At 43.7% G+C, this 18,598-nt stretch carries 16 protein-coding genes and 1 pseudogene; 12 read left to right on the top strand and 5 right to left on the bottom strand.

The features are described from left to right. Positions 1-209: 209 nt before the first annotated feature. The 3 genes from PseudUWO311_RS13735 to fmdA all read right to left on the bottom strand — a co-directional run bounded on the left by PseudUWO311_RS13735 (position 210) and on the right by fmdA (position 3,203). Positions 210-1,613: an ABC transporter substrate-binding protein gene (locus PseudUWO311_RS13735; protein ID WP_142655798.1), complete on the bottom strand. Its 1,404-nt coding sequence runs from the start codon at positions 1,611-1,613 to the stop codon at positions 210-212. Between the two features lie 114 nt (positions 1,614-1,727). Beyond that, complete coding sequence (locus tag PseudUWO311_RS13730; RefSeq protein WP_142655797.1) at positions 1,728-1,988, bottom strand: FmdB family zinc ribbon protein; 261 nt, start codon at positions 1,986-1,988, stop codon at positions 1,728-1,730. Between the two features lie 6 nt (positions 1,989-1,994). Then, positions 1,995-3,203, bottom strand: a complete 1,209-nt coding sequence (gene fmdA / locus PseudUWO311_RS13725; RefSeq protein ID WP_142655796.1) for a formamidase — start codon at positions 3,201-3,203, stop codon at positions 1,995-1,997. A gap of 328 nt (positions 3,204-3,531) precedes the next feature. Between fmdA and PseudUWO311_RS13720 the strand changes: the two genes are divergently transcribed. The 5 genes from PseudUWO311_RS13720 (at position 3,532) to ureC (ending at position 7,431) form a co-directional block, all read left to right on the top strand. Then, on the top strand, positions 3,532-4,356 hold the full coding sequence (locus tag PseudUWO311_RS13720; protein WP_142655795.1) for an urease accessory protein UreD: 825 nt from the start codon (positions 3,532-3,534) through the stop codon (positions 4,354-4,356). Between the two features lie 68 nt (positions 4,357-4,424). Beyond that, a complete protein-coding gene (gene ureA / locus PseudUWO311_RS13715; RefSeq protein WP_103670766.1) occupies positions 4,425-4,727 on the top strand; it encodes an urease subunit gamma in 303 nt (100 codons plus the stop codon). 32 nt (positions 4,728-4,759) lie between these two features. Continuing rightward, positions 4,760-5,383 (top strand): Uma2 family endonuclease, encoded by a 624-nt coding sequence (locus tag PseudUWO311_RS13710; RefSeq protein WP_190303497.1) that lies wholly within the window; start codon positions 4,760-4,762, stop codon positions 5,381-5,383. Between the two features lie 16 nt (positions 5,384-5,399). Beyond that, positions 5,400-5,711, top strand: a complete 312-nt coding sequence (locus tag PseudUWO311_RS13705; RefSeq protein WP_103670767.1) for an urease subunit beta — start codon at positions 5,400-5,402, stop codon at positions 5,709-5,711. Between the two features lie 4 nt (positions 5,712-5,715). Beyond that, on the top strand, positions 5,716-7,431 hold the full coding sequence (ureC, locus tag PseudUWO311_RS13700; protein ID WP_190303496.1) for an urease subunit alpha: 1,716 nt from the start codon (positions 5,716-5,718) through the stop codon (positions 7,429-7,431). A gap of 88 nt (positions 7,432-7,519) precedes the next feature. Here ureC and PseudUWO311_RS13695 read toward each other — a convergent pair whose 3' ends face one another. Further along, a complete protein-coding gene (locus PseudUWO311_RS13695; protein WP_142655794.1) occupies positions 7,520-8,074 on the bottom strand; it encodes a PadR family transcriptional regulator in 555 nt (184 codons plus the stop codon). A gap of 91 nt (positions 8,075-8,165) precedes the next feature. Here PseudUWO311_RS13695 and PseudUWO311_RS13690 point away from each other — a divergent pair, with 91 nt between their 5' ends. The 4 genes from PseudUWO311_RS13690 (at position 8,166) to PseudUWO311_RS13675 (ending at position 12,185) form a co-directional block, all read left to right on the top strand. Continuing rightward, a complete protein-coding gene (locus PseudUWO311_RS13690; protein ID WP_142655793.1) occupies positions 8,166-8,990 on the top strand; it encodes an SDR family NAD(P)-dependent oxidoreductase in 825 nt (274 codons plus the stop codon). Positions 8,991-8,996: 6 nt separating this feature from the next. Beyond that, positions 8,997-10,166: an ABC exporter membrane fusion protein gene (locus tag PseudUWO311_RS13685; protein ID WP_142655792.1), complete on the top strand. Its 1,170-nt coding sequence runs from the start codon at positions 8,997-8,999 to the stop codon at positions 10,164-10,166. A gap of 54 nt (positions 10,167-10,220) precedes the next feature. Beyond that, complete coding sequence (devC, locus tag PseudUWO311_RS13680) at positions 10,221-11,423, top strand: ABC transporter permease DevC (RefSeq protein ID WP_142655791.1); 1,203 nt, start codon at positions 10,221-10,223, stop codon at positions 11,421-11,423. Between the two features lie 66 nt (positions 11,424-11,489). Continuing rightward, positions 11,490-12,185 (top strand): DevA family ABC transporter ATP-binding protein, encoded by a 696-nt coding sequence (locus tag PseudUWO311_RS13675; RefSeq protein ID WP_142655790.1) that lies wholly within the window; start codon positions 11,490-11,492, stop codon positions 12,183-12,185. A 68-nt stretch (positions 12,186-12,253) separates the two neighbouring features. On the opposite strand, the gene PseudUWO311_RS13670 is transcribed toward PseudUWO311_RS13675, so the two are convergent. Then, on the bottom strand, positions 12,254-14,521 hold the full coding sequence (locus tag PseudUWO311_RS13670; protein ID WP_142655789.1) for a hypothetical protein: 2,268 nt from the start codon (positions 14,519-14,521) through the stop codon (positions 12,254-12,256). 939 nt (positions 14,522-15,460) lie between these two features. Between PseudUWO311_RS13670 and PseudUWO311_RS13660 the strand changes: the two genes are divergently transcribed. The 3 genes and pseudogenes from PseudUWO311_RS13660 (at position 15,461) to PseudUWO311_RS24900 (ending at position 18,588) form a co-directional block, all read left to right on the top strand. Next, positions 15,461-17,110: a 2-isopropylmalate synthase gene (locus PseudUWO311_RS13660; protein ID WP_142655787.1), complete on the top strand. Its 1,650-nt coding sequence runs from the start codon at positions 15,461-15,463 to the stop codon at positions 17,108-17,110. Between the two features lie 114 nt (positions 17,111-17,224). Next, positions 17,225-18,340, top strand: coding sequence for a bifunctional diaminohydroxyphosphoribosylaminopyrimidine deaminase/5-amino-6-(5-phosphoribosylamino)uracil reductase RibD (gene ribD / locus PseudUWO311_RS13655; protein ID WP_142655786.1), 1,116 nt, complete (start codon positions 17,225-17,227; stop codon positions 18,338-18,340). Next, positions 18,337-18,588, top strand: a pseudogene (locus PseudUWO311_RS24900) (HNH endonuclease). The gene ribD and the pseudogene PseudUWO311_RS24900 overlap by 4 nt, the downstream one beginning before the upstream one ends. Positions 18,589-18,598 lie beyond the last annotated feature (10 nt).

Raw genomic sequence — 18,598 nt, 5'->3', positions numbered from 1 at the left:
TGAATCATTCAGTGTTTGGTTAATTCTGGTTAAGTTAACAACTTTACTTCAGTCCTATAGAAAAACAATTTATATCTTTCTAAGATATGTGAGAGGCTCACCCTCTTTGGGTGCACCTCTCACATATCTTTTTGTGTTGCTATAGGCAGTAAGCAGCAGATTGTTAAATGCAATTAGACTAGACGTAATTTGACTAGACGGAAGTCAATTTATGTTTCCTTCAGGAACTCAATAGGAACATCCTTCTTCGTCTCAACGATGGGGTTACTGCGATCATCTGGGGTCTTGTGAACGCAGATACGACCCTTGTACAGCGCTTGACTCCAAGGAATTGGTTTAACAGCTGCCTTGGTAGCAAATACGATTTCAGCCTGACCATCTGCTTTCCATTTGCCAATTCTGGAATATAGATAGGTGTGGTAGTTGTCTGGATCGACCTTCACAGTGCCTTGAGGAGCCTTGAATACTTGTCCTCTGGTTGCTTCACGCAGACTAGCGGTGTTGAGGGTTTTCTTTTCCTTAGCGACTTTTTCCATCGCTTGTGCCATGAAGAAGGTTTGCAGATAAGCTGCTTCCATAACTCCGTTGGTAACGCGATCCTTGCCAAACTTCGCTTTGAACTGTTCCACAAATGCCTTGTTCTCAGGAGTGTCAACTGACTGGAAATAGTTGAAGCTACTGTAGTGACCTTCAGCAAACTCAGGCCCCATCGCTTGGATTTCTTCTTCTGTGGTAGGAAATGCCATGATAGGAATATCCTTGGAAGTGATCCCAGCATCCTTAAGTTGCTTGTAGAAAGCAGGAATACTGTCTCCAACTAGATTGCTGAGGATGAAATTGGGCTTAGCTTGCTTGATCTTGTTGATGATTGTGATGAACTCAGTTGTACCGAGCGCAGCGTATTCGTCACCGACAACTTCACCGCCACCATTGACCAACTCTGCCTTGGCGATCCGATTGCTTTCTTTAGGATAGATGTAGTCAGAACCGATGAAGAATCCTTTCTTGCCAAAATTTTTGATGCAATAAGGGATGGAGTCGGTGATCTGTTGGTTGGGTGCAGCACCAGTGTAAATGACGTTCGAGCTACATTCGTTTCCTTCATAGTAGACAGGATAGTAGAGTAAGCTGTCTTTTTCTTCAAAAACTGGAAGAACTGATTTGCGGCTAGCTGATGTATAACAACCAAGAACGCATACAACCTTGTCTTCATCAATCAAACGCTTGGACATTTGATTGTATAAATCCCAGTTGGAGTCAGGGTTGACGACGACCTTTTCAATCATTTGTCCGTCGATACCCTTCTTGCCAGCCCAAGGACCAGTACCTTCATTGATTTGATCGATCGCAAGGAAAGTTGCATCCTGTAATGATTTTTCTACAATCGCGATCGTACCCGTAGTGGAGTACATTACGCCAACCTTGATTCCTTTTTTGCCATCTGCGGCAGGAGAGGCTGCTGTAGTGGTTGTACCACCAGTTGTAGTTGGGGTGGTTGTAGTAGGGGTACAAGCTGCAACAATACTGCTAGCAGCAGCTAAAGAACCGTACTGGATAAATCTGCGACGGGTTATCGCATTCAAAGCATCATTCGATCTATTGATCTTCTTCATCAGATGAAACACTCCTAAACTATTTTAAAACTCACACCAAAAGATATGTAATTCTGATATCAATATAGATTCTCTTTACGAGTAAATACAAGATATCAATTCCTAATATTCAATCTAGTGACCAACCATCCAAGGACGACTTCCAGAATGATACTGAACTCTAGGTGCTTTAGGTTCCAGATCTCGCTTTACAAGCTCTGGCTCCGCACTCACTTTTTTCATTCGTACCGTTCTAGATAAAGTCATTGGTGGTGAAAAGATGCGTTTTCCGCGTTTTTCGCACGATGGGCAGTAAGCAGGGTCACTGGATTCCGCCATCGGTCGCCACACTTCAAAAACATCACAATCTTCACATCGAAATTCATAGAGAGCCATATTTGATTAAACTGGAAGAATGTTTTTATCAAAAATTGCAGTCGGAATTGCCAGAGTACAGCAGGCATTGGGAATATCTACAATACCGCTAACTCTTCCTTCTACAGGCGCACAACTCAGCAATAGATATGCTTGTTCACCTGTGTAACCGAACTTCATGAGATAGGCGATCGCATTTAAGCAAGCTTGACGGTAAGCAATATGGACATCCATGAAATATTGCTTGCCAGTAAACTCATCTACAGAAATGCCTTCAAATACCAAGAACTCTGAGTAATGGGGCTCGACGGGACCTGGCTTGAAGATTGGATTCACCATAGCATACTTATCTACACCGCCTTTAATGATGTCTACATGTAGATCAAGGTATCCAGACATCTCAATTGCGCCGCAGAAAGAGATTTCACCATCGCCTTGAGAGAAGTGAATATCTCCCATTGAAAGCTTTCCACCTTCAACATATACAGGGAAGTAAATGCGAGTTCCTCTTGACAGATTCTTAATATCGCAGTTACCGCCATGCTCACGAGGTGGGATGGTGCGGGCAGCTTCGGCAGCAACACGCTCATATTCAGATTGAGGTAAAGTACCTAAAACTGCATTATGAGGATTTGGTAGAGCAGCCAATACAGGCACTCCATCCATATTGATGCCAGCACCGTAAGTGCGGCGATCTGGCTGAGTCGCCATTAGCTCAGCCTCACGCTTATTCCATTTAGCTAGCAGCTCATGAGATGGTGCGCAACCGATCAAACCTGGGTGAGTAATTCCAGCAAACTTAACTCCAGGGATGTGACGCGAAGAGGTGTAAATCCCCTGCAAATCCCAAATTGCTTTCGCTGCATTTGGATAGTGATCCGTTAAAAAGCCACCGCCATTTTTTTGATCGAAAATACCTGTAAATCCCCACTCATCGCCTTGAAGAGCGCCAATGTCAACAATATCGACAACGAGGATATCACCAGGTTCTGCGCCATTTACCCAAATTGGCCCACTTAGGACATGAACAATCGATAGATCTACATCGCGAACGTCGTCAGAACTGTCGTCATTCTTAATCTGACCATCTGTCCAATCTTTACATTCGATCCTAAATGTATCGCCTGGATTAACAGAGGCTATAGCTGGAATATCTGGATGCCACCGATTATGACCAGGTAGTTCTTGCTCACTCATGGGCTTAGTGAGATCAACTTTAAACAGCGTCTTTGGCATAAAATCTTTCTAGCAACTGTAAAAGAATATGAGAACAATAAAAAGTTGATTACTACGAAGAGTTGTGCACATTAACAACGTACACAACTCAAAATCTAACTAAATTTCAACTTCTTAATGACATACTGCGTTACTTTTTCTTTGCAATCTGTCATGTCCTATACCAAATTAGATGCGATTTCTTTTACCTGAATTATTTATAGACAAGAATAAAACCAAAAGAAAAAGTAATGAAAATCTTCCACAATAGATGGTGATTTACCACTAGGAATTGGCTTACTTTGTGCTTCAATTCCTAATAACAAATAAATTAGTATCTGAGTATTCTATGAACGCAGCTTGGGCGGGAGAATTAGAATTAGAGTTTGCAAAAAGAGATCAGCAAACTTTACTGACTCGAAGTTATACAGTTGCTCCTTGGAAAATTCAGCGATCGCTTTATCCAGAAGGTGAGGAAGTTTGCCATTGCATCCTATTGCATACGGCAGGTGGTTTAGTTGGCGGTGATCGCTTGTCTGCAAAAATCCATCTCCAACCTCATACCCAAGCGCTGCTAACTACAGCGACCGCCAGTAAAATCTACCGCAGCAATGGCGAAGAATCGCAGCAAAATATACATATTCATATTGATGAAGGCGCGAGTTTAGAATGGTTCCCTCAAGAAACGATCGCCTTTGCTGAATCAAAATATCGCCAAACCACAAGAATCGATCTTGGACAAAATGCAACTTGTACTATGTGGGAAATCGTTAGGTTTGGTCGTACTGCGAGGGGCGAAAAATTTATTGATGGTAATTGGCGATCGCATACTGAGGTATGGCGTGACGGTTGTCCATTATGGATTGATCGGCAATATCTGACGGGAAATATTGAGATGTTAGGCAGTCCTAATGGATTAAATAACTATGCGATCGCGGCTAGTTTTATTTTTGTTGGTGCAACTATTGATACAGAAATAATTACCAATATTCGTTCTATATGGGAACAAGGAAACTATCAGGGCAGCTCAGGAGTAACTCGATCACTTGCAGGGCTAGTCTGTCGATATTGTGGTGACTCTTCAAGTGATGCGCGGAAATGGTTTCAAGAAATTTGGCAGCTTTTGCGTGTATTCTATAAAAATAGACCGATATGCGTACCAAGAGTTTGGTAGGTGTATTTAGTGGTGTTTCGCATCACTAAATTTATAAGTAAATATATACAGCGAATTTGGGAATTTCTATGCAGCTTACGCCACAAGAAAAAGATAAATTATTGATTTTTACGGCTGCTCTTTTAGCCGAGCGTCGAAAAGCTAAAGGACTTAAGCTCAATTATCCTGAAGCGATCGCTTTTATTACTGCCGAGATTATGGAAGGAGCAAGAGAAGGTCGCACTGTCGCTGAGTTAATGTCTTACGGTGCGACATTGCTTACTCGCGATGATGTGATGGAAGGCATTTCGGAAATGATCCACGATGTGCAAGTAGAAGCAACTTTCCCCGATGGAACTAAGCTTGTTACAGTACATCAACCGATTCGCTAAAATATATCTATAGATAATTTTGGAGGTTTGAGATGATCGCGATCGCTGAAACACAAGGATCACAAATTAAATCAAAGTTGACTTATGAACAATTTGTAGGAATGCGTCTTACAGATGGTCGTTATGAATTTGTTGATGGAGAAATAATTAAGGTGGTAAATACCAGACAGCATGAAGATGTTGTTGCTTTTGCTTACAAAAAATTTGATCAGGAAATTGATAAATTAAATTTAGATTTTGTAGTACGTCAAAATGTAAGTATAAGAACGACAAAATCTAACGGTGCAAAGCAAAGTAGAACCCCCGATCTTAGTGTCATTGACCGAGAATTTTGGCGATCTAATCCATCTGACTATTCTCCTTTGCAAAAGCCAATTCAATTAGCTTTAGAAGTAACCTCAAACAATTGGGAAGATGATTACATTGATAAGTTTGAGGAATATCAGCGCTTGGGTATTCCTGAATATTGGATTGTGGATTATTTAGCGATCGCTAGTCGTGAGTTTTTAGGCAATCCTAAAATCCCCACTGTATTTGTAAATTTACTGGACGAAAATGGCAAATATCAAACCTCTAAATTTACAGGAGAAGACAAAATTATTTCTGGAACTTTTCCTGAATTAGACTTAACTGCTGCTGAGATTCTAAATATTTAAAAAAGGAGACAAAATTATGATTGTTGGTGAAATAATTGCGCTAGAAGGTGATATTGAATTAAATGCTGGGCGCGAGGTGATTACTCTCAAAGTTGGTAATTCAGGCGATCGCCCGATCCAAGTAGGTTCGCATTATCACTTTTATGAAACAAATCGCGCTTTGATATTTGATCGCGATCGCGCTAAGGGCACTCACCTTGATATTCCTGCGGGTACTTCTATCCGTTTTGAGCCAGGCGATGAGAAAGATGTAAACCTTGTGCCTTATGTGGGTACTCGCGAGATTTATGGATTTAATGCCTTAGTTGAAGGCAAATTGGAGAATTAAACAGATGAGTTATAGAATGTCTCGCCGCGCCTATGCGGAAACCTATGGACCTACAGTTGGTGACAAGGTTCGTTTAGCTGATACAGAATTATTTATCGAAGTAGAACGCGACTATACTACCTATGGTGATGAAGTCAAATTTGGTGGTGGCAAGGTGATTCGCGATGGCATGGGACAATCGCCAATTACCAATGCCAATGGAGCTGTAGATGTCGCGATTACTAATGCCCTAATTCTTGATTGGTGGGGAGTTGTTAAAGCTGATGTTGGGATTAAAGATGGCAAGATTGTGGCGATCGGTAAGGCGGGAAATCCTTACATTCAGGACAATGTAAATATTATCATCGGCGCTGGAACGGAAATCATTGCAGGAGAAGGTCGCATTCTTACAGCAGGTGGTATTGATACGCATATTCATTTTATTTGTCCGCAGCAAATCGAAGTAGCGATCGCATCTGGCATCACGACCATGATCGGTGGTGGTACGGGGCCAGCCGTTGGTTCTAATGCTACGACTTGTACTCCAGGCCCTTGGAATATCTATCGGATGTTGCAATCTGCTGATGCCTTTCCGATGAATATAGGATTTTCCGGCAAGGGAAATAGCAGTAAACCTGAGGGCTTAATCGAACAGGTGGAAGCTGGGGTAATCGGTTTGAAACTCCATGAAGATTGGGGAACTACGCCTGCGACTATTGATACTTGCTTAAGTGTTGCTGATGAATATGATGTGCAAGTTGCGATTCATACCGACACACTTAATGAAGCAGGATTTGTGGAAGATACGATCGCAGCATTCAAGAATCGTGTAATTCATACCTATCACACCGAAGGTGCTGGCGGCGGTCATGCTCCTGACATCATCAAAATCTGCGGTGAAGCGAATGTCCTTCCCTCTTCGACTAATCCAACTCGTCCTTACACCTTAAACACCTTAGATGAACATCTAGACATGTTGATGGTTTGTCACCACCTCGATCCTAGTATTGCTGAAGATGTCGCGTTTGCTGAGTCGCGCATTCGGCGCGAGACGATCGCAGCCGAAGATATTCTCCATGATCTCGGTGCGTTTAGTATGCTTTCTTCGGACTCGCAAGCGATGGGAAGAGTTGGTGAAGTGATTATCAGAACTTGGCAAACTGCACATAAGATGAAAGTTCAAAGAGGTGTTCTTTCTGGGACTGGAGGATCAGTAAGCGCCGACAATTTTCGCGCTCAGAGATATATCGCCAAGTACACGATTAATCCTGCAATTACTCACGGTATTTCCGAATATGTTGGTTCTGTTGAAGTTGGCAAAATTGCCGATCTGGTGCTGTGGCATCCCGCCTTTTTTGGTGTGAAGCCAGAAATGGTAATTAAGGGCGGCTTTATTGCATGGGCGCAGATGGGTGATGCGAATGCCAGTATTCCCACACCACAGCCTGTCTATATGCGTCCAATGTTTGGCAGTTATGGCGGGGCGATCGCGCAGACCTCTTTCACTTTCGTTTCTCAAATTGCAATGGAGCGGGGTATTCCCGATCAATTGGGGTTGAAAAAAAAGGCGGTCGCGGTCAAAGGTGTGCGGAATATCAGCAAGCTCGATATGAAGCTCAATGATGCTCTACCGCATATGGAAGTTGACCCTGAAACCTATGAAGTGAGAGCCGATGGCGAATTGTTAACCTGCGAACCAGCTTCAGTTTTACCAATGGCGCAGCGATATTTCTTGTTCTAAAATTTGGGCGATCGCCATGATTTAGCTGTCGTCAAATATGATGTGACATAGAGCCCAAGGATTGATAAGTTGCACAGAGTGCAACTTATCAATCCTTGGGCTTTACTTCTTGTGCGATCGCTTCTAACACTTCATCACACCAGCCGACCCAGTCTTCTTGGTAGCGAATCGCACGGCGGATAATTAGATGCATATATAGATCCTTTAGCTCCAATGATTCCAAATTTCGAGCAAAGTGATCATCCATTTTTTTGACATGAAGCACCATATTCGCATGGAGTTGCCGCCGTCTTTCGATTTCCCTCATCATCACTTCATGGGGAACCAAATGAGCAGCTAAGCCCATTACGCCTAAATCTTCGCGAATTGCAGTCGGTTCGCTGGGCAGGACTAGCCAATCGGTGAGTTCTTTCAGTCCTTGCTCGGTAATTGAATAAATCTTTTTATCTAGTCGCCCTGCCTGTGGAATTGCCTCATAGGTCAAACTGCCCTGCTTTTCTAGCTTGGCTAATTCGGCGTAAATTTGCTGCTGGCTTGCTTTCCAGAAACAACTCCCAAAACCTTCGGCAAATTCTTTGGCGACTTCATAGCCACTGAGGGATTGCCGAGATAGGAAAGCAAGGATGGTTTGTTTGAGCGCCATTTTTGATCGCAAACTACTTGACGAATTTTATGGTTTAAGTATACATTGTTTTTTGTATTCAAAAACTTGAATACAAAAAACGGAGTTAAAAATGCAGGGTATTAATTCTCGTAAGCAATATCGCGCTAGCAACTTGACTAAGCGATACGGATCTTGGGCAATCGTGACGGGTGCTTCTTCAGGGATCGGGCGTGAGATGGCGCTGCGACTTGCGGAATCAGGGCTAAATCTGGTTCTAGTTGCACGGAGTCAAAATGTATTAGAGCAAATGGCGGTTGATTGGCGCGATCGCTATGCCATCGAGGTCAAGGTTCTTGCCGTTGACTTAGCGATCGATTCGGGAACCAAAATCATTGTGGAAGTAACTCAAGATCTCGATATTGGGCTACTTGTGGCGGCGGCGGGGTTCGGGACTGCGGGAGCATTCCTTGCCTTGCCCATAGAAACAGAAATGGAAATGCTGAATGTTAATTGCCGATCGCTATTAGAACTAACTTGGCATTTTGGGAGAAGGTTCGCTAAACGCGGCAATGGTGGCATCGTGTTGATGAGTTCAATTGTCGGCTTTCAAGGAGCACCCTTTGCGGCTCACTATGCCGCGACCAAAGCTTATGTCCAGACCCTAGCCGAAGCCTTATATGTGGAACTTGCACCGATGGGAATTGATGTAATTGCCTCTGCTCCAGGTCCTACTAATAGCGGTTTTGCGTCCCGTGCGGGAATGAAATTGGGAATGGCGTTAAATCCTGTAGATGTGGCTCAGGCAACGCTAAAAGCTTTAGGCAAAAAGCCCACAATCTTACCAGGATTCATCTCCAAACTTTTGACCTATTCCCTTGCATTTTTGCCACGTTGGGCGAGGGTGCAGATTATGGGGGGCGTAATGCGAGATATGACTAAACATCAAAAAGGTTAAAACCCCATGAGCATTAGATTTCCAGTTCAATATTTACCTCTAACAGCGATCGCGATCGCTTCTGTAAGCATCGCTGGTATCGCCTATGTCAACCTCTCCCAAAAGTCCATCCAGCCTGTAATTTCCGAAACTACTCCCAAATTAGAATCTGTTTCAGCATTGGGCAGATTAGAACCTGATGGCGAAGTAATTAAAGTATTTGCACCGATATCTGGCGAAAGTGCGCGAGTCGAACGGCTCAATGTGCAGCATGGACAACAGATTCGTAAAGGTGATGTGATTGCTTATCTCGATAACTATGCTCCGCGTGCGGCGGCTCTAAGGGAAGCACAGGAAAGAGTTGCTGTTGCCGAAGCGCAATTACGGCAAGTAGAAGCAGGGGCAAAGTCGGGTCAGATTGTGGCTCAGCAAAGAGTCGTCGATCGCATCCAAGTAGAGTTACAAACGGAAACTGCTGCTCAAGAAGCAGCGATCGCAAGGTTAGAAGCCGAACTTCGCAATGCGGAGCTAGAGGATCGGCGGTATCAATATCTGCAAACGGAAGGCGCAGTTTCCTCTTCCCTGCGCGATAGCAAGCAATTAACTAGCGATACAGTACGTCAACAACTAAATGAAGCGAAGGCTCAGTTATCACGCATCGTGCGATCGCGTCAATCACAGGTTGCTGAGTCCCGCGCCACCCTCGACCAGATCGCCGAAGTTCGTCCCGTCGATGTGGAATTAGCGCGATCGCAGGTTGCTCAGGCAGAGGCAGGTGTAGCAAGGGCAAAAGCTGATCTTGATTTGGCTATAGTGCGATCGCCCCAAGATGGTCAGGTTCTCAAAATCCATACCCGTGCTGGGGAATTAGTGGGAAATAACGGAATTATTAGTTTGGGACAAACTCAACGCATGGTTGCTGTTGCTGAGGTTTACGAACTAGATATCAACCGAGTCAAAATCGGTCAATCCGCCACTGTCGTCAGCAAAAACAATGCATTCTCCGAAACATTGCGCGGCAAGGTGAAGGAAGTTGGCTTGCAGATTAGTAAAAAAGATGTCTTAAATACCGATCCTGCGGCGCAGTTCGATGCAAGAGTCGTAGAGGTAAAAATATTGCTAGATGAGCCTTCTAGTCGTTTGGTTGCAGGGCTAACCAATCTCAGTATTCAGGCAGCGATCGATGTTCGGGATTGAGGGGGAACATTAGCATCTTTAAATTTTTAAAATGATTTCCTAACCTAAAAAGTTATGACCAAAATTATAGATAAGCCTATAAATGTCACAGTAAAATCCAAAAAGAAGAAACCGCTTTTTCTTTCTTGGTTGCAATTGCGGAAAGAGCGCGTGCGTCTGTTGGTAGCGATCGCAGGAATTAGTTTTGCTGATGTGCTGATGTTTTTGCAAATGGGATTTCGGGGCGCATTATTTAGCAGTGCCGTAGAACTCCATCACAGCATCAATGGCGAAATTGTCATTTTGAGCAGTCGCTACCGATCGCTAATTTCCCTCGATCGCTTTACCGATCGCCGCCTTTACCAAGCCGCAGGAATATCGGGCGTACAGTCCGTGAGTCCGATTTATCTCAACTTCATTCAATGGCGCAACCCTTATAACAAAGAGATATGGGATATATACGCCATTGGCATTAATCCCGAACATCAAGTTTTAAACATTAAAGGAGTTGCCGAGAATCGCCAAAAACTGCGCGAACCCGACACTGTTCTTTTTAATTCTGGAGCGCGGAACGAATTTGGGGAGATCGCAAAAAACTTTAAAGCAGGCGAATCCATCGTTACCGAAATTGACGAACGCCAATTTCAAGTGCGCGGACTATTTCAGCTCAGCCCCACTTTTGGAATTAATGCCCATCTCATCACCAGCGATATTAACTTTTTGCGAATGGTGCGATCGCGCCAAGGTGGACTAATTGATATCGGTGTAGTCAAGCTCAAGCCCGATGCTGATGTAAATAAAGTCTTAGCAGAATTGCGATCGCTCCTTCCTAACGATGTCAAAGTCATGACGAGACAAGATTTCGCCAAAGCCGAAGTAGCCTTTTGGAACGCCAGTACACCCGTGGGCTATACCTTCGATCTCGGTGTCGTAATCGCCTTTATCGTCGGAGCCGTGATCGTCTATCAAATTCTCTACAGCGATGTCACCGACCATTTACCCGAATACGCCACCCTCAAAGCGATGGGATTCCGCGATCGCTATTTATTAATTGTCGTCTTCCAAGAATCCCTTATTCTCGCTGTCCTCGGCTTCATTCCCGCCACAGCAATGGCATGGGGCATTTATGAAATTACTCATATCGCGACACTATTACCAATGGCAATGGATGCTGGGCGCATTACGTTTGTATTCGTTCTAACCGCTATCATGTGTTCTGTTTCCGCCGCCGTTGCTGTGAGAAAAATTCAAACTGCCGATCCTGCGGATATTTTTTGATTGGTGATTGGTGATTGGTAATTGGTGATTGGTGGCTGTTAATTCGTAATTCGTAATTCAAAAACAATGTCTTCGCAATTTGCTATTTCCGTAACGCAACTGAATCATTACTACGGTCAGGATGTTCTCCGTAAACAGGTTTTGTATGATATTAATCTGCAAATCGATCGCGGGGAGATTGTGATTATGACGGGGCCATCGGGTTCGGGGAAAACGACTTTGCTGACGCTCATGGGTGGGTTGCGATCGCCTCAAGAGGGCAGCCTCAAGATTTTAGGTCAAGAATTGCTTGATTCTATTCCCGACCAAATGACGCTGATTCGTCGCAATATTGGCTATATTTTCCAAGCCCATAATCTCTTGAACTTTCTCACGGTTTATCAAAATGTGGAAATGGCGCTAGAACTGCATGATGTGACTGCGGAAGAAGCTGATCAGCGTATTCGAGAAGTCTTAAATGCCGTGGGTTTATCCCACAGATTGGATTATTATCCCAGCGACCTATCGGGAGGACAAAAACAAAGAGTAGCGATCGCTCGTGCCTTGGTGGGACAACCGAAAATAATTCTTGCTGATGAACCAACGGCGGCTCTGGATAAAAAATCAGGGCGTGATGTAGTGGAAATCATGGAGAAATTAGCCAAACAGCAAGGCTGTACGATTCTCCTTGTGACCCATGACAACCGAATTCTCGATCTTGCCGATCGCATTATTTACATGGAGGATGGATGCTTAATGAATCATGCGAGTATTTTCACTTAATAAAGCCCGATAATAGAATGCCGGCGCTGTGTGCCGCAGTTCTACTATCGGGCTTTATTGCGGCTTGACTAACGGAAATTCCACACTTCGTAACGTCCATTCCGAAGTGTGAGAATTTGCCCATCAATACTGCTGGGCAAAACATCCATCCAGATTCTGCCACCACTCATATCACTAAACAGTAGCGAACCGTCGCTAGAAAGAGCGATCGCTAAGGGATAATGACGATCTCCTAAATCAACTTTTTCGCGATCGAGCAATAGTAAATATTCAGGCTTTCCACTGCCATCGAGACTTACCGAGGATAGAGTCCATTGCTGCTGTACTAGTACACCAAACTCCTCAATGCTGAGCGAAACTTCACCATTGCGTTGCAACTCTCGATACATCGTCCGAACTATGCGTTCAATCGTTATTGAAGAGAGGGTTTGCCATTCGACAGGAGTTCCAGTGGGTGGATTAAATGCTCCGCCACTGGTAACAAGTGGTGGAAGAATACTTTTATTTAGCAAAGGTGCAAGTGCAGCCTCGCCTGAAGCCAGAATTTTGAGACCACCATTATTACTAACCCAGAGAGAATGGGCGGTTATAGTTGCTGCTTGCGATTTACCATTGGGTTCGTATAGTACTACTCCCAGACTGCTATTGATAGAAAGCCCTAAAATTCTCCACAACAAAATTGATGAGCGATCGCTAAGTTCGCTAAATGGTGCATTGCTCCACTTATCACCGTCCTTCATCAAATTGATGTTGACTTCATACCAGCCTTGCCCTGATTCGAGCTTTGGTGGCGGCAAAAACCATTCCGATCCAGCATCTCCCTTACCAATGTAGGCAACTGTTCCGATTAATTGTCTCGGGTCGAGAGTAACAGGGGCAAGATCGAGACGTTGCAATAATTGATTGGATTCTTTAGGATCGACTTTCTGCTCCCGTAGCCAATGCTCGGCACGGCGTAACCCATTGCGCTGTAGAACAACTAGTCCACCCCATAGCTTAATTTCCTTAGCTCCAGTAAAAGTCAACATGGTCATCACCCGTTGCCAAATGTGAGGATGATATTTAGCTAACATTTCGGCAATCTTATCGCCTTTATATCCTGTATCATTGGCGATCGCTAAAGCCTCACTCCATCTTCCATCAATAATATTAACTAATGCTTTTTCTCCCAAACTAGAGTTAGGATTCTGGGCTTGGTCAGAAGTAATTTTGGCATGCAATGCAATCAAATCATACTGTTCTTGCAAAAATGGCGAGAGTTGTTTCCCTTGTGATCTCAATTCATCCACCATCAGATTAAATTTGCCCAATGCAGGTGACCATAGACCAACACTCGCCATCACTAAGGCATCTTGATAGGATTTGGGTTGACCCTTTGCTTCATTTAATGTCACCTGACGCAATTGCACTTTACGTATGGATCTAACGATTACTTCTTCAGGTTGAAAAATCAGCAAAGAAGGCTCATATTCTTGAGTTTGGTTAACCACCAATTGCACAGAATTAGTATTGCTGGGCAAAGCATTACGCCATATGGGAAGCTCTCCTACTGGGCTAGTCCATGTATCTAGTTCTACTAGCTGCGATCGCTTATCGTTGGAAAAGTAATAGATTTGTCCATAGGCAATACCGCCGATATTCCCCGTTGTACTAAACCAAATTCCATTGAATTGAGAAGGAGGATTGTTTAATAGGGATAATTTTTTGAGTGGAAGCCGATTGCGGTCTGGTCGCATCCGTTCAGGAATGGATTCAAGAGCATATTTAAACTTAGGCGATCGCACAAAATATTCGTCGATTCCTGCAACTGTGGTTGTGCTAACTAGCAGGTATTTCTCTACACCCCGATCCCAAATGGTCTGATAGAAGCGAATTTCACGAATATTCTGGGTTTCTGTTTCCAAAACCGTATAAATGGTTTCACCCGTTTTGAGATTGTAACTTTCGCCGAGCTTTAGGTAACTGCGTCCTAACTCAGCTTGGATTTGCGGGATACTTTTGGGGATATTCCATAATGAATTAGAGTAAAAAGCAGGTGCATCAGAAGACGCTAGCCAACTGATTGCTAAAGGATTGGCTAGATAAATTAGTCCTATTCCTAACAAGCCTCCTACCAAGGGAATACTTACAACTACAAAAAAGTTTGACCATGTAAAGCGATCGCGCGGATCAATTTCTGGCAAATCTGATATGGCTAGTTCAGACTGGTGATTGACTTGATCGCCAAGCTGCAATTTGCGATCTTTTTTTACCAGATCGCCATGGGGTTGTGAAGATTCAGGTAAAGACTCCATGCGCGGCATCGAAACTCTCAAACAGTTGCCATAGCCTAGCATATTTAATTTTTTTAAAGCATCATAAAGCAATGCTTTAAAAAAATTATTGCTTTATGACTAAAGTAAAGCTACAGCAAGTTCTGCTAGTTTAGAACGTTCTCTTTTAACTAGGGTAATATGACCCTTGATAAGCACCAAGAAGATAAGCTGCCCGACTATCTTCTTGGTGCTGACTGGCGAAAATTTGTGTCATAAAAAAGCACTAGAACGATGATTTTGTGTGATTTAACTTCCATCGCATATAATCCTCCACTGTTGGGAAATATTGCATAACTGTATCTAAACCACCAGGTCTATCCTTTAGATATCCCTCAAGATAATCAGAATTTTTCTTGCGAGGTAGTATGCCCTTATCACGATCTTGACGACCTTCATGAAAACGCGCTTCTCTGATTTTGCCAAACATACTTATTTACGACTCCGCCTTCGTCTTGCCGGTTACATAATTAATTTATTTTTACTGTATCAAATTTAACAAAAAATGATGAATACCCTTAGAAGTTGAAACAATAATTAAAATTGATAGGAAATCGTGACGTGATTTATTGTCTTGTAATTATTGCGGAGTATATTAAATATCCATTTAGCAAACCAAAAGTCCAAAGCTAAAGGCAATACTTAGTATTGTCTTTAGCTTTGGACTTTTGGTTTTTCTGACTTTTATGCTAAGGCTTAGCTGTTGCGATTCTTGTTAGGACATAAAACCCAAATAGTGAGAGGCGGTGCGAAGCGCCACCTCTCACTATTTGGGTTTTGATTTGTCTTGATAAAAGTGGCTAAGGCTATATAAGCTTGACTTACCATTTTCAAAGAAAAAGGCTAAGATTGCATTAGCATAATTTTGAGGAGATCGCAGTAGTTTAACAAACTAGTTGCCAGAGAGTTATGCCTAATTTCGTCGTTACGCTTTCACAATATATATTCATGAAATAACGCATTATGTCTACATCAGTAACACCCCAAGAGTCTAACGTTGCTCAGGATCGCATTATCTTTTTTGATACCACTCTGCGCGATGGCGAACAGTCCCCAGGCGCAACTCTGAACGTGGAGCAAAAACTGCTAATCGCCCAGCAACTGGCTCGACTTGGTGTAGACATCATTGAGGCAGGTTTCCCCTTTGCCAGCAAAGGAGATTTCCATGCTGTCCAAGAAATTGCCAAGCTAGTTGGTACGGAAACTGGCCCCACTATCTGTGGTTTAGCAAGGGCTACTAGAGGCGATATTGAAGCTGCTGCCGAAGCAGTCAAGCCTGCGGCTAAGGGGCGAATTCATACTTTTCTTGCCACTTCTGACATTCACTTGGAATATAAGCTTCGGAAAACTCGCGCTGAAGTTTTGGCAATCGTGCCAGAGATGGTTGCCTTTGCCAAATCAAAAGTTGCCGATGTTGAGTTTTCACCTGAGGACGCAGGGCGCTCTGATCCTGAGTTTCTCTACCAAGTATTAGAGGCTGCGATCGCAGCGGGTGCAAACACTGTCAATATTCCCGATACTGTCGGCTATTTGACTCCCTCAGAGTTTGGCGCTTTGATCAAAGGGATCAAAGAGAATGTGCCAAATATTGATCGCGCCATTATCTCGGTGCATGGTCACAATGATCTTGGCTTGGCTGTGGCGAATTTCCTTGAAGCTGCCAAAAATGGGGCGCGTCAAATGGAATGCACGATTAACGGCATCGGTGAACGCGCAGGCAATGCCGCCCTCGAAGAATTGGTGATGGCTCTGCATGTGCGCCGCGCCTATTTCAATAGTTTCCTCGGTCGTCCTGCGGAATCAACTGTGCCACTCTGCAATATTGACACAAAGCAGATTTACAAAACTTCTCGCCTTGTGTCCAATCTTACGGGCATGTTGGTACAGCCCAATAAAGCGATCGTCGGCGCAAATGCCTTTGCCCATGAGTCAGGTATCCATCAAGACGGCGTATTGAAAAATCGCCTCACCTACGAAATCATGGATGCGCAATCCATCGGCTTAACCGACAATTTGATCGTGCTTGGTAAGCTCTCAGGACGCAATGCCTTGAGTTCTCGCCTCAGAGAGCTTGGCTTTGAACTTTCAGAACAAGAACTTAATGCTGCCTTTGTGCGGTTTAAGGAACTTGCTGATAAAAAACGGGAGATTAGCGATCGCGACCTAGAGGCGATCGTTAACGACGAAATTCGTCATGCACCCGAAGCTTTCAAGCTCGATCATGTCCAAGTAAGCTGCGGCGATCGCGCCATTCCTACAGCGACAGTCACGATCGTCATGCCCGATGGTGCAGAAATTACTGATGCTTCGGTGGGGACTGGGCCAGTTGATGCAATTTACAAAGCGATTAATCGCATTGTGAATGTACCGAATCAATTGATCGAGTACTCAGTGCAATCGGTTACCGCAGGTATTGATGCCCTCGGCGAAGTCACGATTCGCCTTAAGCATCCTGATGTCGGGACTCTTTCTGGACATTCTGCAAACACCGACATTATTGTTGCTTCGGCGCGAGCCTATCTCAGTGCTTTGAATAAGCTCTACTTTGCTCTTCAGTCTCCGACCACGAAGATAAGCGATCGCGACAAGCTTAAAAAAGAAGCAGCTTTGTAAAGCTAATTCCATAACAATTTGTAAAAAGAAATTTTTGAAAGTGACGCTTTGCCTCACTTTCAAAAATTTCTTTGTTTTTAATGTCAACTCAAAGCGCCGTAAATCCTATCCTAAATGCTAGAAAAAGTAGATAAAGAAGCATCAACACAGCACGATCGCTGGATGCAACGCAGTATTGATTTGGCTAAAAAAGCAAGAGGGCAAACTGCGCCAAATCCTATGGTGGGAAGCGTAATCGTACAAGATGGACAGGTCTTGGGTGAAGGCTTTCATCCTAAGGCAGGTCAACCTCATGCAGAGATATTTGCAATTCGATCAGCGCAACAAAAAGTCGAAGATCTGCGAGATGCAACCCTATATGTCAATCTAGAGCCTTGTAATCATCACGGGCGCACGCCTCCCTGTTCTGAAGCAATTATCATGGCGGGAATTGGGGAGGTTGTCATTGGTGCGATCGATGCTAATCCACAAGTATCTGGGACTGGTCGCGATCGCTTGATTGCGGCGGGAGTGAAGGTAACTACAGGCGTTTTAGAACAGCAATGTTTAGAGCTAAATGAAGCATTCTTCTATCGTATGAAGACGAATTTACCATTTGGCATTTTTAAATATGCGATGACTCTTGATGGCAAAATTGCGACGACTTCTGGACATAGCTATTGGATTACTGGTTCAGAAGCGCGGCATTTAGTGCATGACTTGAGAGTGGGATGTGATGCAATTATTACAGGTGGCAATACTGTTAGGCTCGATAATCCCCACTTAAATACCCATGGTTTGAGTGTGCATTCCCCTTTGCGAGTAGTAGTAACTCAAAGCTGTGATCTGCCTGATGAAGCGAATTTATGGAAAGTTACAGACACCGAAAAAACTTTGGTAATCACTCTACCTGATGTCAATTTTCAATTAAAGCAAAAGCTACGCGATCGCAAAGTTGAGGTTCTCGAACTCGATGACATCTCTCCTGAAGCTGTGATGAGAGAGTTGGGTAAGCGTGGCTGCAATACAGCTTTATGGGAATGTGGAGGGCGCTTAGGGGCAGCCGCAATTAAGGCTAGTATGGTGCAAAAAATTTATGCTTTTATTGCGCCTAAGTTAATTGGCGGATTTACGGCTCCTAGCCCTATTGATGATCTTGGTTTAATGCTGATGACTGATGCTATGGAATTATCGCGATCGCAGTTTCAACAAATTGGCACAGACTTCTTAATTACTGGCTATCTGCAATGACCGATAAAACACCGCGCATTAATCTTCCATCTGAAGTTAGAAAATATGTTTTTGAGCGTGACAATTATCATTGTCAAAGCTGTTAGAAAGTCGATATTACTGCTAAAAACTTACAAGTTGATCACATTATCCCATTAGCACAAGGCGGCACTAATGATATGAGTAACTTACAAACGCTTTGTGCTAAATGTAATCGAGAGAAAAGCGCCAAACTCGATCCACGCTTTCGGAGATTGTATAGCGATTAGCAAAAGCGGC

Origin of the sequence: Pseudanabaena sp. UWO311 (assembly GCF_006937785.1) — a bacterium.
GTDB lineage: Bacteria > Cyanobacteriota > Cyanobacteriia > Pseudanabaenales > Pseudanabaenaceae > Pseudanabaena.
Note: the sequence above shows the minus strand (reverse complement) of the source record. Positions and strands in the feature narration are given on the sequence as shown.

Coding starts and splice junctions, on each gene's coding strand:
- PseudUWO311_RS13735 (WP_142655798.1), bottom strand. CDS start 1,613: ATGAAGAAGATCAATAGATCGAATGATGCTTTGAATGCGATAACCCGT.
- PseudUWO311_RS13730 (WP_142655797.1), bottom strand. CDS start 1,988: ATGGCTCTCTATGAATTTCGATGTGAAGATTGTGATGTTTTTGAAGTG.
- fmdA (WP_142655796.1), bottom strand. CDS start 3,203: ATGCCAAAGACGCTGTTTAAAGTTGATCTCACTAAGCCCATGAGTGAG.
- PseudUWO311_RS13720 (WP_142655795.1), top strand. CDS start 3,532: ATGAACGCAGCTTGGGCGGGAGAATTAGAATTAGAGTTTGCAAAAAGA.
- ureA (WP_103670766.1), top strand. CDS start 4,425: ATGCAGCTTACGCCACAAGAAAAAGATAAATTATTGATTTTTACGGCT.
- PseudUWO311_RS13710 (WP_190303497.1), top strand. CDS start 4,760: ATGATCGCGATCGCTGAAACACAAGGATCACAAATTAAATCAAAGTTG.
- PseudUWO311_RS13705 (WP_103670767.1), top strand. CDS start 5,400: ATGATTGTTGGTGAAATAATTGCGCTAGAAGGTGATATTGAATTAAAT.
- ureC (WP_190303496.1), top strand. CDS start 5,716: ATGAGTTATAGAATGTCTCGCCGCGCCTATGCGGAAACCTATGGACCT.
- PseudUWO311_RS13695 (WP_142655794.1), bottom strand. CDS start 8,074: ATGGCGCTCAAACAAACCATCCTTGCTTTCCTATCTCGGCAATCCCTC.
- PseudUWO311_RS13690 (WP_142655793.1), top strand. CDS start 8,166: ATGCAGGGTATTAATTCTCGTAAGCAATATCGCGCTAGCAACTTGACT.
- PseudUWO311_RS13685 (WP_142655792.1), top strand. CDS start 8,997: ATGAGCATTAGATTTCCAGTTCAATATTTACCTCTAACAGCGATCGCG.
- devC (WP_142655791.1), top strand. CDS start 10,221: ATGACCAAAATTATAGATAAGCCTATAAATGTCACAGTAAAATCCAAA.
- PseudUWO311_RS13675 (WP_142655790.1), top strand. CDS start 11,490: ATGTCTTCGCAATTTGCTATTTCCGTAACGCAACTGAATCATTACTAC.
- PseudUWO311_RS13670 (WP_142655789.1), bottom strand. CDS start 14,521: ATGCTAGGCTATGGCAACTGTTTGAGAGTTTCGATGCCGCGCATGGAG.
- PseudUWO311_RS13660 (WP_142655787.1), top strand. CDS start 15,461: ATGTCTACATCAGTAACACCCCAAGAGTCTAACGTTGCTCAGGATCGC.
- ribD (WP_142655786.1), top strand. CDS start 17,225: ATGCTAGAAAAAGTAGATAAAGAAGCATCAACACAGCACGATCGCTGG.